The organism is Belnapia sp. AC561 (genome assembly GCF_979252845.1).
The window spans coordinates 17,107-32,792 of the sequence record NZ_CEEDBP010000029.1 but is presented as its reverse complement, the minus strand read 5'-3'; the positions used below and the strand labels follow the sequence as shown (position 1 = coordinate 32,792).

General features: G+C 71.7%; 5 protein-coding genes. 4 read left to right on the top strand and 1 reads right to left on the bottom strand.

What is annotated here, in order from left to right; genetic code table 11:
* Positions 1-15: 15 nt before the first annotated feature.
* The 4 genes from AC0IW9_RS20985 to AC0IW9_RS20970 are packed head-to-tail and all read left to right on the top strand — an operon-like array spanning position 16 to position 14,775.
* Complete coding sequence (locus AC0IW9_RS20985; RefSeq protein ID WP_471650251.1) at positions 16-1,956, top strand: amino acid adenylation domain-containing protein; 1,941 nt, start codon at positions 16-18, stop codon at positions 1,954-1,956.
* Positions 1,953-9,746: a hybrid non-ribosomal peptide synthetase/type I polyketide synthase gene (locus tag AC0IW9_RS20980; RefSeq protein WP_471650250.1), complete on the top strand. Its 7,794-nt coding sequence runs from the start codon at positions 1,953-1,955 to the stop codon at positions 9,744-9,746. Before AC0IW9_RS20985 ends, AC0IW9_RS20980 begins: the two co-directional genes overlap by 4 nt.
* The gene (locus AC0IW9_RS20975) at positions 9,743-13,738 is read left to right on the top strand and encodes a non-ribosomal peptide synthetase (protein WP_471650249.1); all 3,996 of its coding nucleotides are present in this window, start codon (positions 9,743-9,745) and stop codon (positions 13,736-13,738) included. The genes AC0IW9_RS20980 and AC0IW9_RS20975 overlap by 4 nt, the downstream gene beginning before the upstream one ends.
* Entirely contained in the window at positions 13,738-14,775 is a 1,038-nt protein-coding gene (locus tag AC0IW9_RS20970; RefSeq protein ID WP_471650248.1) for an alpha/beta hydrolase, read from the top strand. Before AC0IW9_RS20975 ends, AC0IW9_RS20970 begins: the two co-directional genes overlap by 1 nt.
* On the opposite strand, the gene AC0IW9_RS20965 is transcribed toward AC0IW9_RS20970, so the two are convergent.
* Complete coding sequence (locus AC0IW9_RS20965) at positions 14,736-15,575, bottom strand: methyltransferase, TIGR04325 family (protein ID WP_471650247.1); 840 nt, start codon at positions 15,573-15,575, stop codon at positions 14,736-14,738. The two genes, AC0IW9_RS20970 and AC0IW9_RS20965, sit on opposite strands and share 40 nt — an antisense overlap.
* Positions 15,576-15,686 lie beyond the last annotated feature (111 nt).

The window sequence follows — 15,686 nt, the reverse complement described above, 5'->3', positions numbered from 1 at the left end:
GGGAGGTCCGAGACGATGACGCAGAGCAGGCTGGACGGTCCCGACCTTGGTGAGGCCGCGGAAGACTGGCTGGTGGCGATGGGATCCGGACCGGCAAGGGCGGTCCCAGCGGGCGGCCTGCTCGCCGGGTTCGAGGCCTGGCGCCAGGCGAGGCCATCGGCGCCCGCAGTGGTTTCGGCAGGCGGCACCCTCAGTTATGCCGCGCTGGATGCGCTGGCGAACGGCGTGGCGCAGGTGCTGCTGCGGCGCGGCATCGGGCGCGGTGACCGGATCGGTGTGCTGCTGCCACGCGGGCCGCTGGTGATCGGTGCGATCCTCGGCGTGGTGAAGGCCGGGGCCACCTATCTGCCGCTCGATGCGGCCTACCCGCCGCAGCGGCTGGCCTACATCCTGGCGGACGCCGGCGTGCGTGCGGTGCTCACCGTGCCGGCGCTGCGGGCCACCCTGCCGGCCGCGCTGGCCGATCTGGCGATCGATGCCGGAGCGGTCGTGCCGCAGGCGGAGCCGGCCGGGGCGCCGTCGCCGGCAGCGGACGATCTGCTCTACGTCATCTATACCTCCGGCTCGACGGGCCAGCCGAAAGGGGCTGCGCTGCGGCATGGCGGCTTCGCCAACCTGTTGCAATGGTATGCCGGCGCACTGGGGCTGAGCCCGGCTGACCGGGTTCTGCTGGTCAGTGCGCTGGGCTTCGACCTGACGCAGAAGAACATCTTCGCACCGCTGCTGACCGGCGGCAGCCTTCACCTGCCGGCCGGCGATGTCTTCGATCCGGCTGCCGTGGCGGCGCAGATCGGGACGGAGGGCATCACCTGCCTCAACTGCACGCCGAGCACCTTCTATCCGCTGATCGAGGGCCCCTGGGCGAACCGGCTCGGCACGCTGCGGCGCGTGGTGCTCGGGGGCGAGCCGATCCGTGCGGCGCGGCTGCGGGCCTGGATGGAGCGCGGCCCGGCGGGGCTTCGCGTGCTCAACACCTACGGGCCGACCGAATGCACCGACATCTGCGCGGCGCACGCCTTTGATGCGGCCAGCCTCGAGGAGCCGGTGCCGCTCGGCCGGCCGATCGACAACGTGCGGCTCGCCGTGCTGGACGAAGCCGGAGCGCCGGCGGCGCCGGGCGATGCCGGTGAACTCTGGATCGGCGGCGCCGGGGTCGGGTCGGGGTACCTCGACCGGCCGGGATTGACGGCGGAACGCTTCCGACCGGCCGCGCTGCCCGGCACGGCGCCCGAGCGCATGTACCGCACCGGCGATCGGGTGCGCTGGCGGCAGGATGGGCTGCTCGAGTTCCTGGGCCGGCTGGACCAGCAGGTGAAGCTGGCCGGGCAGCGGATCGAGCTCGGCGAGGTGGAGGCCGCGCTGGCCGCCCATCCCGCCGTCGCCGAGGCCGTCGCCGGCGTGCTGACGGATGGGCCCGGCCAGGAGCCGCGCCTGGTTGCCTGGGTGACCGGGCAGCAGGATGCGATGCCGCCGCCCGCCGATGCATTGCGCCGGCACCTGGCCGAACGGCTGCCGCGCGGGATGATCCCGGTGGCCTTCGTCCCGCTCGCCGCCATGCCGCTGACCCCGAACGGCAAGGTCGACCGTGGCCGGCTGGCGGCGCCGGCGCCGGCCAGCACCGCACCGGCGGAGACGCAGGGGCAGGAGTGGGACCGGCAGGTGGCCGAGGCCTTCGCCCTGGTGCTTGGCCAGGCCGTGGTCGACCCTGCGGCCAATTTCTTCGACCTCGGCGGCAGCTCGCTGCAGCTGATGGAGTTGCAGGCGGAACTGGCGCGGCGGACCGGACGGAGCCTGCCGATGACGACCTTCTTCGCCCATCCGAACGTCGCAGCCCTCGCCGCGCATCTGCGGAAGCCGGCGACCCCGGCGACCGCGCGCGGCGCCACGCCGCTCGCCGCCCGGGCGGCGCGACAGGCGGCGGCGCTGCGCCTGCTCCGGCCGGGGGCGGTCCAGTGAGCGGCGCGGCAGGGGAGGGCGAGGCCGAGGCCGAGGGCATCGCCATCATCGGCATGGCGGGACGCTTCCCCGGCGCGCCGGATGTCCGCAGCCTGTGGCGCAACATCTGCGCCGGCCTCGACAGCATCGGCCGCTTCACCGTGGAAGAACGGGAGGACGGCAGGCAGGACGCGCCCGGCTTCGTTGCGGCGCGCGGCATCCTGGAAGGGGCGGAGGAATTCGACGGTGCCTTCTTCGGCATGAAGCCGCGCGAGGCGGCGCTGACGGACCCGCAGCACCGCTTCTTCCTCGAGACTGTCTGGCAGGCGATCGAGGATGCGGGGCACGACCCGTCCACCCTGGCCGGGCAACCGGTCGGCGTCTTCGCCGGTTGCAGCATGCCGACCTACCTGCTGCATCATGTGCTGCAGGACCGCGCCGCGGTGGAGCGCTTCACCGGCACCTTCCAGGGCGGCGACTATGCCATGCTCGTCGGTGCGCTGGGCGATGCCCTGGCCACGCGCGTCTCCTACAAGCTCGACCTGCGCGGACCGAGCATGACGATCCAGACGGCCTGCTCGACCTCCCTCGTCGCCGTGGCGCAGGCGGTGCAGAGCCTGCTCCTGCATCAGTGCGACATGGCGGTCGCCGGTGGCTCCTCCATCACCTTCCCGCAGCGGCGTGGCTACGTTGCGCAGGAAGGCGGGATGGCCGCGCCGGACGGGCGGTGCCGGCCCTTCGACGCCGCGGCGGGTGGCACCGTCTTCAGCCATGGCTGCGCTGCGGTGGTGCTGCGCCGCCTTTCCGACGCACGGGAGGCAGGCGACCCGATCTACGCGGTGATCCGCGGTGCGGCCGTGAACAACGACGGCGCCGCGAAGGCCGGCTTCACGGCGCCGAGCGTCGAGATGCAGGCGGAGGTGGTGGCCACGGCCCAGGCCATCGCCGGTGTCTCACCCCGCAGCATCGGCTATGTCGAGTGCCACGGTACGGGCACGTTGCTCGGCGACCCGATCGAGGTCGCGGCGCTGAGGCAGGCCTTCGCTGAGGGGGGCGAGGCCGACGCGGCAGGCTTCTGCGCGCTGGGCTCGGTGAAGGGCAATATCGGGCATCTCGACGCTGCCGCCGGCGTCACCGGGCTGATCAAGGCGGCGCTCTGTGTCGAACGGGGCATGCTGCCGCCGACGGCGCATTTCCGCTCGCCCAACCCGGGCCTTTCGCTCGCCGGCAGCCCCTTCTTCGTCCAGGCCGACCTCAGCGCGTGGCCCGAGCCGGACCGGCCGCGCCGCGCCGGCGTCAGCGCGCTCGGCGTCGGCGGGACCAATGCGCATGTGGTGATCGAGCAGGCACCGCCGCCCGCGGCCACCGGCCCGGCCCGGCCCTTCGAGGTGCTGGTCCTGTCGGCTCGCAACGAGGCCTCGCTTGCCCGCATGCGCGCGGCGCTGGCCGGGCACATGCGGGAGGAGCCGGGGCTCGCCCTTGGCGATGTGGCGCATACGCTGCAGGTCGGACGCAGTGCCTTCCCCTGCCGCTGGGCCGTCGCGGTCGGCGACCGCGCAGCCGCACTGGCCGCGCTCGACGCCGGCGCCACGGCCCAGACCGCCGAGGCGGCGCCGCGGCTGATCTTCCTCTTCCCCGGCCAGGGTTCGCAGTATCCTGGCATGGGGGCGGCGCTCTACCACGAGGAGGCGACGTTCCGCGCCGCATTCGATCGTTGTGCCGACATCCTGCAGCCGAAGCTCGGCCTCGACCTGCGCGAGGCGCTCTATGGCACGCCGGATGCGGAGGCCGTCACCCATACACTGTTGGCACAGCCGGCGATCTTCGCCGTAGAATATGCGCTGGCACAGCTCTGGCTCGGCTGGGGGCTGCGACCCGCGGCACTGGCCGGGCACAGCGTTGGCGAGCTGGTGGCGGCGACGGTGGCGGGCAGCATCACCCTCGAGGATGCGCTCGCCCTGGTCGCCGAGCGCGGGCGGCTGATGGAAGCGCAGCCGCGCGGCCTGATGCTGGCCGTGCGGCTGCCGGAGGCCGAGCTGCGGCCGCTGCTCGGCGACGGCGCCGACCTGGCGGCGGTGAATGCACCGCAGCTCTGCGTCGCGGCCGGGCCGGATGAGGCGATGGCGCGGCTGGAAGCCAGGCTCGCCGGGCGCAACGTGCAGGCGCGACGGCTGCACACCTCGCATGCCTTCCACTCCGCGATGATGGACCCGGTGGTGTCGCCGCTGACCGCCTTGGTCAGCCGGATGCGCCTGGCACCGCCGACGATCCCCTGGGTCTCCGGCGTCACCGGCACCTGGATCACGGCCGAGGAAGCGACCTCGCCCGACTACTGGGGGCAACATTGTCGGGCGGAGGTCCGCTTCGCCGCCGCCATGGCGACCCTCGCGGCTGACGGCCCCGCCGTGCTGCTGGAGGTGGGGCCGGGCACCACGCTCGTCACCCTGGCGCGGCAGGGTGCGGGGCGGGGCATGCCGGCCATCGCCTCGCTGCCGGACGCGCAGGGCGGCGAGGCCGCCCTCGCCACCATCCATGCGGCCGCGGCGCGGCTCTGGACCAACGGCATCGTACCCGACTGGGCGGCGATGCGGCAGGGGGCGGCCCGTCGGCGCGTCTCCCTGCCCGGCTATGCCTTCGAGCGGACCCGGCACTGGATCGATGCGCCGAACGCCGCTGCTACCGTCGAAGTGGTTCCAACCGAGGTTCAACCCATGCCCCAGGATCGCGCTGCGCAGGCGCAACACCTCATCCGTGAGGTGATCGCGGAACTTGCCGGCGAGGCGCTGCCGGATACGGCTGCGGGCGTCAGCTTCCTGGAACTCGGCTTCGACAGCCTTTTCCTCAGCCAGCTCAGCCAGGTGCTCCTGTCCCGGTTCGGCGTGCGGACCAGCTTCCGGCAACTGCTGCGCGAGCTCGGCACGCTGGAAGCGCTGGCGGCGCATGTGGCGCCGCAGCTTCCGGAGGCGCCGGCACCCGTGGCGGCTGCCGCACCTTCGGCGCCGGCCATCGTGCCGGCCGCCACCCTTGCCGCCGCGCCTGCCGCCCTGGTGGCTGGGGCGGGATTGGAAGGGCTGCTGCGCGCGCAGGTCGAGGCGATGTCCGGGCTGATGCTGGCGCAGCTCGACGCGTTGAAGGGCCCGGGCGCGGCGGCGCTGCCGGCACCTGTCTTGGCGCCTGTCCCGGTACCTGTCCCAGCGGCCATCGTGCCGGTGCCGACCCCGGCGCCCGGGCCAGCCCCCGAGACGGAGATGGACTCCCGCTTCCGCCGCTTCACCGCCGGTGGCAAGCCAGTCTCCGCGACGCTGACCGCGGCGCAGGAGGGCCTTGTCGCCGAACTCATCGGGCGCAACCGGACGCGCATGGCCGGCTCACGCGCGTTGACCCAGCGGTATCGCAACGTCCTGGCCGATCCGCGCGCAGCGGCCGGCTTCCGCCGCGAATGGAAGGATCTCGTCCATCCCGTCGTCTGCGCCCGGGCCGAGGGCGCCTACATCTGGGATGTCGACGAGAATGCCTATGTCGACCTAGTGAATGGCTATGGCGTGACCGCGCTCGGCCACAGCCCGGATTTCGTCACCGATGCGGTTGCGGCGCAGCTCCGTCGCGGCTTTCCGATCGGCCCGATGGCCGATCTCGCCGGCCCGGTCGCCGAAGCCATCGCCGAGCTGACCGGGCACGAGCGCGTCAGCTTCACCTGCACCGGTTCCGAAGCGGTGATGGCGGCGCTGCGCGTCGCGCGGGCCGTCACCGGTCGCAAGCGGGTGGTTGCCTTCGCCGGCGCCTATCATGGCGGCTTCGACGAGGTGCTGCTGCGTGGCGTGCGGCGTGGCGGCGAACCGCGGTCCATGCCGGCCGCGGCCGGCATCACCGAGGAAGCGGTCGCCAACATGACCATCCTCGAGTTCGCCGATCCCGCCTCGCTCGAGTGGATCAAGGCCCATGCCGGGGACCTTGCGGCGGTGCTGGTGGAGCCGGTGCAGAGCCGGCACCCCGGGCTGCAGCCGCGCGACTTCATCCGCGCATTGCGCGAGGTGACCGCCGCGCACGGCTGCGCGCTGATCATGGACGAGGTCGTCACCGGCTTCCGGGTCCATCCGGGGGGAGCGCAGGCGCTGTTCGGCGTGCGTGGCGACCTGGCGACCTATGGCAAGGTGATCGGCGGCGGGCTGCCGATCGGCGTGCTCGCCGGCTCTGCACGCTTCATGGATGCGCTGGACGGCGGCAGCTGGACCTTTGGCGACGATAGCGGGCCGGAAGCAGAGGTGACGATCTTCGCCGGCACCTTCGTCCGCCATCCGTTGGCGCTGGCGGCGGCGCAGGCGGTCCTCGCCCATCTGAAGGCCGAGGGGCCGGCGCTGCAGGCGAGGCTGGAGGCGACGACGCGCTCCCTCACCGACCAGCTCGATGCGCTCTTCGCCCGGCGCGGCCTCGCGCTACGGGCCGAGCGCTGGGGCAGCATGTTCTTCCTGAACCCGGCCGCGGAGGACCGGAAGGCGACGCTGCTCTATCCGCTGCTCCGCGAGCGCGGGGTGCACATCCAGGAGAATTTTCCCTGCTTCCTCACCACGGCGCATGGGCCGAAGGAGGTGGAGCTGGTGGTGCGGGCCTTCGAGGGAGCGCTCGAGGAGGTGCAGCGGGTCGGCATCCTGGCGCCGCAGGGCCCCGTGGCGGAGACTCCGGTGGCGCTGCCGCTGACCGAGCCGCAGATGGAAGTCTGGCTCGCCGCCCAGCTCGGCGACGAGGCGTCCTGCGCCTTCAACGAGGGCGTGCGCATCGAGCTGGAGGGCGCGCTGGATGCGGCAGCGCTGGAGCGGGCCCTTGGCGCCGTCCTGGCGCGGCATGAGGCGCTGCGGGCCCGCTTCGCCCCGACGGGCGAGACGATGGCCATCGCGCCTCCGGCGCCGGTGACGCTGCCGGTCGAGGACCTCTCGACCTGGGCCGCTGCGGAGCAGGACGCGGTGATCGAGACCGCGATGGCCACCGCGGCGCGGCAGCCCTTCGACCTCGTCGGCGGCCCCTGCCTCCGCGCGTCGCTGCTGCGTCGCGGGCCGACGCGGCATACGCTGCTGCTCGGTGCGCATCACATCGTCTGTGACGGCTGGTCGATGAACCTCGTCATCGAGGAATTGGCCACGCTGCTCGCCGCGGAGGCTGGCGGCAAGGAGGCGACGCTGGTGGCGCCGCTCTCCTTCGGCCGGCACGTCCGCGCGGCGGTGACGGACGCGGCGACGGAGGCGCATTGGCTCGGTCGTTTCCGCGATCCGCCGCCGCCGCTCGACCTGCCGGCCGACCGCCCGCGCCCGGCGCGGAAGAGCTTCCGCGGCGCGACGCTGACGACCCGGGTCCCGGCCTCGCTTGCCCGCGCGGTGCAGGCTGCCGGTGGCCGGCAGGGAGCGACCCTCTTTGCCACGTTGCTGGGCCTGTTCCAGGTGCTGATGGGACGGCTGGCGCAGCAGGATGACGTGTTGGTGGCGGTGCCGATGGCCGGCCAGTCGCTGGTCGTCGAGGAGGGGCCGCTGGTCGGTCACTGCGTGAACCTGCTGCCGGTTCGCGGGCGCTGGGACGCAACGACAACGCTCGCCGCGCATCTCGCCGCGGTTCAGGAGGAAACCGCCCTGGCGCGCGAGCACCAGGGCTTCACCCTCGGCACGCTGGTGCGCCGCCTCGACCTGCCGCGGACGACAGGGCGGCTGCCGCTCGCGGACGTGCAGTTCAACCTGGAGCGGATGGCCCAGCCGGGCGATCGCGGCGGGCTGGCACTGCGGGCCTCCACCATCGGCAAGGCCTTCGTCAACTTCGACCTCTTCGTCAACGTCATCGAGCAGGACGACGGCCTCCGCATCGAATGCGACTACAACACCGACCTGTTCGACGAGACGACCGTGCGACGCTGGCTCGGCCACTATGAGGCCTTGCTCGGCGCCCTCGTGCAGGATGCCGCCCAGACCGTGGTCTCCGTGCCGCTGCTGCGGCCGGAGGAGCGGGCAGCGCTGACGCTCCGGGATACGGGGCCGGTGCGGGCGCTGCCGCCGGAGTCCGGCCTCGACGCGTCGATCAAATACTGGAAGGATGCGGATCCGGACCGTCCCGCCATATCATTCGAGGCGATGCATTGGAGCTATGCGGAACTCGACTGCCAGGTCGAACTGCTGGTGCAGCAGCTTCGCCAGCGCATCGCCGGCAGGGAAGCGCGCATCGGCATCCTGCTGGAACGCTCTCCGATCCTCGTCGCGGCGCTGCTGGCCGTGTTGCGCGCTGGCTTCACCTATGTCCCCTTCGACCCGCGGCATCCGCCGGTCCGGGTGCGGCGCCTGGCGGAGCGGGCGGAACTCAGCCTGCTCATCACCGACCGGCCGCCGCCGGAAGGGCTCGACCTGCCGGTGCTCCAACCAGGCCAGCCCTCGCCGCCGCTGTTCGCCGGCACGGATTTCAGCGTCACTGCGGATGAGGCGGCGCCGGCCTATCTGCTCTTCACCTCGGGTTCCACCGGAGAGCCGAAAGGCGTCGAGGTCGGCCGAAGGGCACTCGACAACCTGCTGCTTGCCATGGCGGAGCGGCCGGGACTGGGCCCGCAGGACCGGCTGGTCGCAGTCACCACCGTCACCTTCGACATTGCGGCGCTGGAGCTTTTTCTGCCGCTCACCGTCGGCGCGCGGCTAGTCATCGCCAAACAGGAGGATGCGGTCGACGGCTTCGCCCTGCAGCAGTTGATGCGGGACAGCGGGGCAACCATGCTGCAGGCCACGCCGGCCACCTGGCGGCTGCTGCTGGAGGCCGGCTTCCGCAGCCATCCCGGCTTCAGGATGCTCTGCGGTGGCGAGCCGCTGCCGCGCGACCTGGCCAATGCACTGCTGGAAGGCGGCGGCGAGCTTTGGAACATGTACGGGCCGACGGAGACGACGATCTGGTCGAGCTGCGGGCGCGTGCTCCCGGGAGATGCGCCGATCACCATCGGCGAGCCCATCGCCAATACGACGCTGCATGTGCTGGATCGGCATGGGCAGCCGGTGGTGCCTGGCGTCATCGGCGAACTGTGGATCGGTGGCGAGGGCGTGGCGGCCAGGTATTTCCGCGCTCCGCAGCTCACCGCGGAGCGCTTCCGCCCGGTGCCCGTCGGCCTTGGCGCGGGGCGCTTCTACGGCACGGGGGATCTCGCTCGCTGGACGCCCAACGGGCAACTGGAGCTCCTCGGACGACGTGACTCACAGATCAAGCTGCGCGGCTTCCGCATTGAGTTGAGCGAGGTCGAGGCATCGCTCTCCCGCCTCGCCGGCGTGCAGGCAGCGGCGGTGGTGCTGGCCGGCAGCGGTGCGGAGGCCCGTCTTGTCGCCCATGTCGTGCTCCAGCCCGGTCAGGACTGGGATCCGAAGCGGTTGCGCGAGGCGCTGCGGCAGTGGTTGCCGGATTACATGGTGCCAGCCGGCTGGGTGCAACTCGACGCTATGCCGCTGACGCCGAACCGCAAGCTGGACCGAGCCGCATTGGTGGCGATGAAGCCGGAGCCGGTGCCCGCCGCGCGGCCGACTGCACCTCCGTCGCTCGATCCCTTGGAGGCGCGCATCGCCGCCATCGTCGTGGAGGTGCTCGGCCTCGATGCGATCGGGCCGGCGGACGATCTCCTTGCCCTGGGTGCGGATTCCCTGCAGCTGTTCCAGATCGCGGCTCGGGCGCAGCGCAAGGGGCTGCCGCTTGCCGCGCGGCACCTCATGGAGCACCCGACGGTGGGCGCCCTCGCACGGCTGATCGGCAGCCAAGCGCCAACCGCCGAGGTGCCTCGGCTTATGCAGTTCAAGCGAGCTGGGAGGACATGATGGACGCTGGACCCAGGGAGGATCACGTCCCGCAAGGCGGCACCTTGTCCGATGGACCGCAGGAATGCCCCTGCACCTCGCCACAGCGACAATTCTGGCTACTCGACCAGCTTAATCCCGGCGATCCGGTCCTGAATGTCGCCGTGCGATGGAGGCTGGAGGGTCAGGTCTCGCTTGAGCGGCTGACGCAGAGCTTCGAGGCTGTGATTCAGCGCCATGAAAGCCTGCGCACAGGCCTCACCGAGTCTGCCGAGGGTGTGGTGCAACAGATCTTCCCCCGGGTGCCCTTCCGCCTCGCGGTCGGCGATCTACGCGGCGAGGCGGATTTGGAGGCCGCTGCGGAAGGACGGGCCATGGCGGAGGCGCGCCGGCCCTTCGAGCTCGCGGTGCCGCCGCTGTTGCGAGCGACGCTGCTGCGGGTCGAAGACCGGATCTACCACCTGCTCGTGACCATCCACCATGCGGTGTGCGACGGCTGGTCGGTCGGTGTGCTGGCGGAGGATATCGCCACCCATTACGACGCGGTGTGTGGCGCCGGGCCGACGCCGGCGCCGCTGCCGCTGCCGCTGCAGTACGGCGACTACGCGCTGTGGCAGCAGGCCTGGCTCGCCAGCGAGGCGCCGCGCCGGGCGGAAGCCTATTGGACGCAGCAGCTCGCCCGGGCGCCCTGGTTCGAGGTACTGCCCGACCGGCCACGGCTGCCGGTGGTGACGAGCAGCGGGCATATCGTCTCCACCCTGTTGCCGCGGGCGCTTACTGACCGGCTGAAGGTGCTGGCAGGGCAGGGGCAGGCGACGCTCTTCATGGTCTTCCACGCGGCCATGACGGCCATGCTGGCGCGCTGGACCGGCGAGGCGGAGGTCGTGGTCGGCACCCAGGTCGCCAACCGGGAGGAGGAAGGCCTAGAATCGCTCATCGGCGTGTTCATCAACACCCTGGTGCTGCGGGTCGGGCTGGAGGACGATCCAAGCTTCACCGCGCTCCTCGCGCGCTGCCGGCGCACGGTGCTTGACGCCTTGGAACATGCCCAGCTTCCGATGGAGCGGGTGGTGGAGCTACTCCGGCCGACCCGCGATGCCAGCCGTCGGCATCCGCTTTTCTCGGTCAACATCATTGTCCACCGTGACTTCATCGCGCCGGCGACGACGGCTGACTTCCGCCTGACCAGCATTCCCTCGGTCTCACCAGGGGCGATCTACGACCTGAATTTCTTCATGGTCGAGCGTGCGCAGGTCGGCTGGCGGCTGTCCTGCGAGTACAATACGGATCTGTTCGACCAGGGGACGGCGGAGCGCCTGTTGCGCTGTCTCGGCCAGATCCTCCAGGCAGTGGCGGAGGATGGCGGGCGGCGCATCTCCACCCTGCCGCTGCTCGAGGCGGAGGAGCAGCGCAGCCTCGCCGAGGTCCTCAACCGCACGGGCCGCGATTTCCCGCGGGACGTTGCATTGCCGGCGCTGCTTACTGATGCGGCGCACCGTCATGCCTCGCGCCTCGCGGTACGCTGTGGCGCGCAGCAGATGACCTATGCCGAATTGGCAGTACGCGCCGAGGTGGTTGCGCATGCGTTGGTGTCTTGCGGGGTACGTCAGGGGCAGGTCGTCGGAGTCGCGGCCCCACGCTCGGCCGAGGCGCTCGCGGTGCTGCTCGGCATCCTCAAGCTGGGCGCAGTCTTCCTGCCACTCGATCCGGCCTTGCCGGCGGCGCGACTGGCCCAGGCGGTAGAGGATGCGGCGCCGCTGCTCGTGCTTACCGGGGCGGAGGTGCCGGCCGGCCTGGAGGCGGCGGCGACGCTGCCGCTCGCCACGCTGATGGCCGATGCGGCACGGGTGCCGCGTGTCAGCATCGGCGCCGGGCCGGGGCCCGAAAGCGAGGCCTACATCATGTTCACCTCGGGCTCGACGGGGCGGCCGAAGGGGGTCATGGTCCCGCATCGGGCGCTGGTCAACGCGCTGTGGCAGTTCCAGAAAGCCCCGAGGCTACGACCCGACGACGTCATGCTTTCATTCGCATCCCTGAGCGCCGACGCCGCCTTGCTCGAACTGCTGCTGCCGCTCACCGTCGGCGCCGCCATCGTCCTTGCAGAGGATGCGGAGGCTGGCGATGCGATGCGGCTCGCCGACCTCATCGGCCGCTCCGGCGTGACGGTGGTGCAGGCCACGCCCAGCCGCTGGTCATTGCTGCTGGATGCCGGGCTTGCGGAGGTGCGGCTTAGGTTGATCCTGGTCGGCGGCGAGGTGCTGTCCAGGCCGCTCGCCAACGCATTGCTGCGGCATTGCACCGGGCTCTGGAATCTCTATGGCTCCGCCGAGACGACGATCTGGGCCTCCGTTCTGCAGGTCCTGCCGGGTGACGGGCCTGTCCACATCGGCGGGCCGATCGGCAACCTGCGCTTCCAGGTGCTGGACCGGCAGGGCGGACTTGTTCCCATGGGAGCGCCGGGCGAACTCTGGATCGGTGGCGAGGGCGTAACCCTCGGGTACATCGCCCGCCCGGCGCTGACGCAGGAGCGATTCGCCCCGCTGCCCTTCGCAGCCGCGGATGGGCGCTACTACCGCACCGGCGACCTGGTACGGCGACGGCCCGACGGCAGCTTCGATTTCCTCCGCCGCTGCGATCAGCAGGTCCGGCTCAACGGGGTGCGCATCGAACTCGCCGAGGTCGAGGCGGCGCTGCTGGCGGAGCCTGAGGTGTCCGAGGCCGTGGCCATCCTGCGGGAGGATCGGCCGGGCGATCTCCGGCTCGTCGCCTATGCCGTGCCGGCGGCGGGTAAAGCCGTTCCGGGCGACTTCGCCGCGATCTTGAAGACCCGCGTCTCTGGCCGGCTACGGGCCGCCATGGTGCCGGTGCAGGTGGTGATCCTCGCCGCCCTGCCGCGCACGCCGACGGACAGGATCGATCGCCGCGCCCTGCCAGCCGCCGTGCCGGAACCGGCGGCACCGGCCGTCGCGCCGGGGACGGATGGGCTAGAACGCGACCTGGCCGCGCTGTGGCAGGAAATCCTCGGCATCCGGCCGAGCCCGGAGGACGACTTTTTCGACCTCGGCGGCAACTCGCTGCTCGCGGCCCGGCTGCTGCTGCGGGTGCGGCTTCGCTTCGACATCGCCCTGAGCCTTGCGAGCCTGTTCCGCGCCCCGCGCCTGCGGGACTTCTGCGGCCTGCTGCGCGAAGCGGGGAAGGTCGAGGAAGACCGCGAGGTGATGCGGGTGCAACCGCGTGGCCAGCGCATGCCGATCATTGCCATCAACAACACCGGCATCTTTCACCGTTTGGCGCGGCACCTCGGCTCGGACCAGCCCTTCTACGCCGTGCAGGCGCTCGACCCGGACCTGCCGGCCGAGAGCCATCCGGCCGGGTTGGACGCGATCCTCGATCGCTACCTGGCGGCGATCCGCCGGGCGCAGCCGAAAGGCCCCTATGCGCTGCTGGGGCTCTGCACGGCCGGACAGCTCGCCTGGGCGCTGGCCGAGCGGTTGCGGATGGCGGGCGACGAGGTGAAGCTCGTGGTGCTGGTCGATGCCTGGGCACCCAACCACCTGGCCGGACGAAGCCGGACGTGGCGCTTGGCCGCCGAACTGTCGTACCGCTCGCGGCTGCTGGCGGCGGAGATGCGGCGGCTGGCGCGGGGGCGGCAGACCATCCGCGGCTTCATCGCCGGGCGTGGCCCGCTGATCCGCTGGCGGCAGCGGCGCGACCAGCGGCAGTTGGCGGCGGGACGGCTCCCGGTGCTGCCGTTCGAGACGCGGGATGCGCTTTTCGTCGGGTATCTGGCGCAGGCGACCAGCAGCTTCCGGCCGTCTCGCCAGCCTGGGCCAGTGCTGGTGTTCCACCGTGAGGACCAGCCGCGCGGCGCCTTCCTCGACCCGAGCTTCGGCTGGGGCGCTCTGGTCGACGGCCGTGTCGAGGTGCATGGCCTGCCGGGCGACCACTTGGGGATCTTCGAGGATCCCGGCGCCGCGATCATGGCACGCCACATCGGTGCGGCACTCGCCTGATGCGGATGGCACGGCGGCTTGCGATGGTGCTGTTCGGTGCCGCGGTGCTGCTCGGCGGCCGGGCCGCCATGGCGCTGCCGGAGCCGACCGGGCCCCACCCGGTCGGCACGCGGTTGGTGGACCTCGCCGGGGCGGGGCAGGTGCAGCTCTGGTATCCAGCGGCAGGGGAGGGGGCGCCCGCACCCTATCGGCTCCACGAGCCGGCCGGTCTGCCCTGGCTACCCCGGACCGCGGCGCGACGAGATGCGCCGATGGCGACGTCGCCGGGCTTCGTCATCCTCGTCCCGGGCTGGGGTGGACGCCGCTGGGACCTGACCGGACTGGCGACCGACCTCGCCAGCCACGGCTGGCTGGTGGCGGCGCTGGACCCCTGGGTTCGTGCGGCGCCTCCGGATGTTGCCGCGGATCTGAGACTGCCCTTCGATATCGGCTCCGACGCGGCCTTCGCCCGAACCCTCGCGGCGGCTGAGCGGGAGGCACCACGGCAGGCCGCCATGGCGCGCGCCGTGCTGGATGCGCTGCCAGAAGCCGCCGGGTTGCCGTCCGCGATCCTCGGCGCCTCCTTCGGCGGGGCGGTGGCGGTGGCGACGGCGCGGCTGGACCGACGGATCCGGGCCGTCGTCAACCTCGATGGCTGGGTCTTCGGCGATCCGGAGGCGGCACCCTTTCCCGCGCCCTACCTGATCTTCGGCTCGGATGGGCCCGACCTGACCGTGGTCGAACCCCATGATGCGACGGAGCGGCGCCAGGCGCTGATGGACCGCCGCGAGAAGCCGGGCATGCTGCGGCAGTTTAAGGCGGAGGGCGGGGCCCTGGTCATCCTCCGGGGGGCGGAGCATGCCGATTTCTTCGACGAGGCGTGGAGTGTCCGGCCACGCGCCAGAGGACGGATTGCGTCGGCGCGGGCACAGGCCGTGTTGCGGGTGGCGGTGCGAGGCTTCCTCCAGGCCGCGCTGCTGCACGGGCCGCCGCCCTTCGCGCCGGGGGTGCTGCGGGACTACCCGGAGCTGAGGGTGGTGGAGTCCAGCGTCAGGTAGAAGCCGGTGAGCGCCGGCACCGACCGGCGTGGGTGGAACGGGATGTCGAGCGCGAGCTCGGCGACCTCCCATTCGTCGCGCAGGCGGTAGCCGGCATCGGTGAAGTAGCCAAGAAATGCCGCCCGGTTCCAGACCCGGTAGGGCACCGCAGCGGGGCCGAAATTCTGTAGCGTCCAGAAACCCTCGCCCTCGGTCAGCGCAACCTTGTTGATCAGAAGATGCGATGGGCGTGACGGCAGCCGCTCCAGCAGGCCGGGCACCGCATCCGGCATGTATTGCAGTGCGCCGGCGGCGAGCAGGATGTCGGCCGGTACGGCGGTATTCAGCCCGTCCGGGAAGTCGAGCCCGGCGGCGCCTTCGCGGGCCGCGATCACCCGGCCGGCAGCGGCGATGGCGGGCACCTCCACCACCTGCCAGCGGATGCCCGCGGGCAGGCCGGCCAGACGCCGGTAGCCGTAGTAGGTCAGCCCGATGCTGCCGCCGATATCGATCAAGCAGGCCCCCGGCGTCAGCAGGCGCTGCAGCCAGAAGAAGACCGGATAGCCGGAGGGCTGCACCGGGTCGATGCGATCAGCCCAGATGGCGGAGGCTTCGGCACTGTCCCAGCCCTTGCGCTTGGCGGGCGGAATGGCCGCGGCCGCGGCCGCATGGCTTGGGTAGATGCCGATCTGCAACCCGCCGTGGTCGGACCGGCGGAAGGCCTTGCGGGCATAGGCGGCCGGTAGGCCGGGCACCCGCCGCAGCAGGTCGCCGACCTGATTTCGAGCCAGCAGGATGCGCAGGACTTGGCGAGCGCTCATCGCATGCCGGCCATCAGCGTCATGCCGAACCCGCATAGATTCGAATGATCAACAATTTGGAAACACTTAAAGTTGATGTGTCTGACCGAATAACCCCAAGAAGTTGATTCC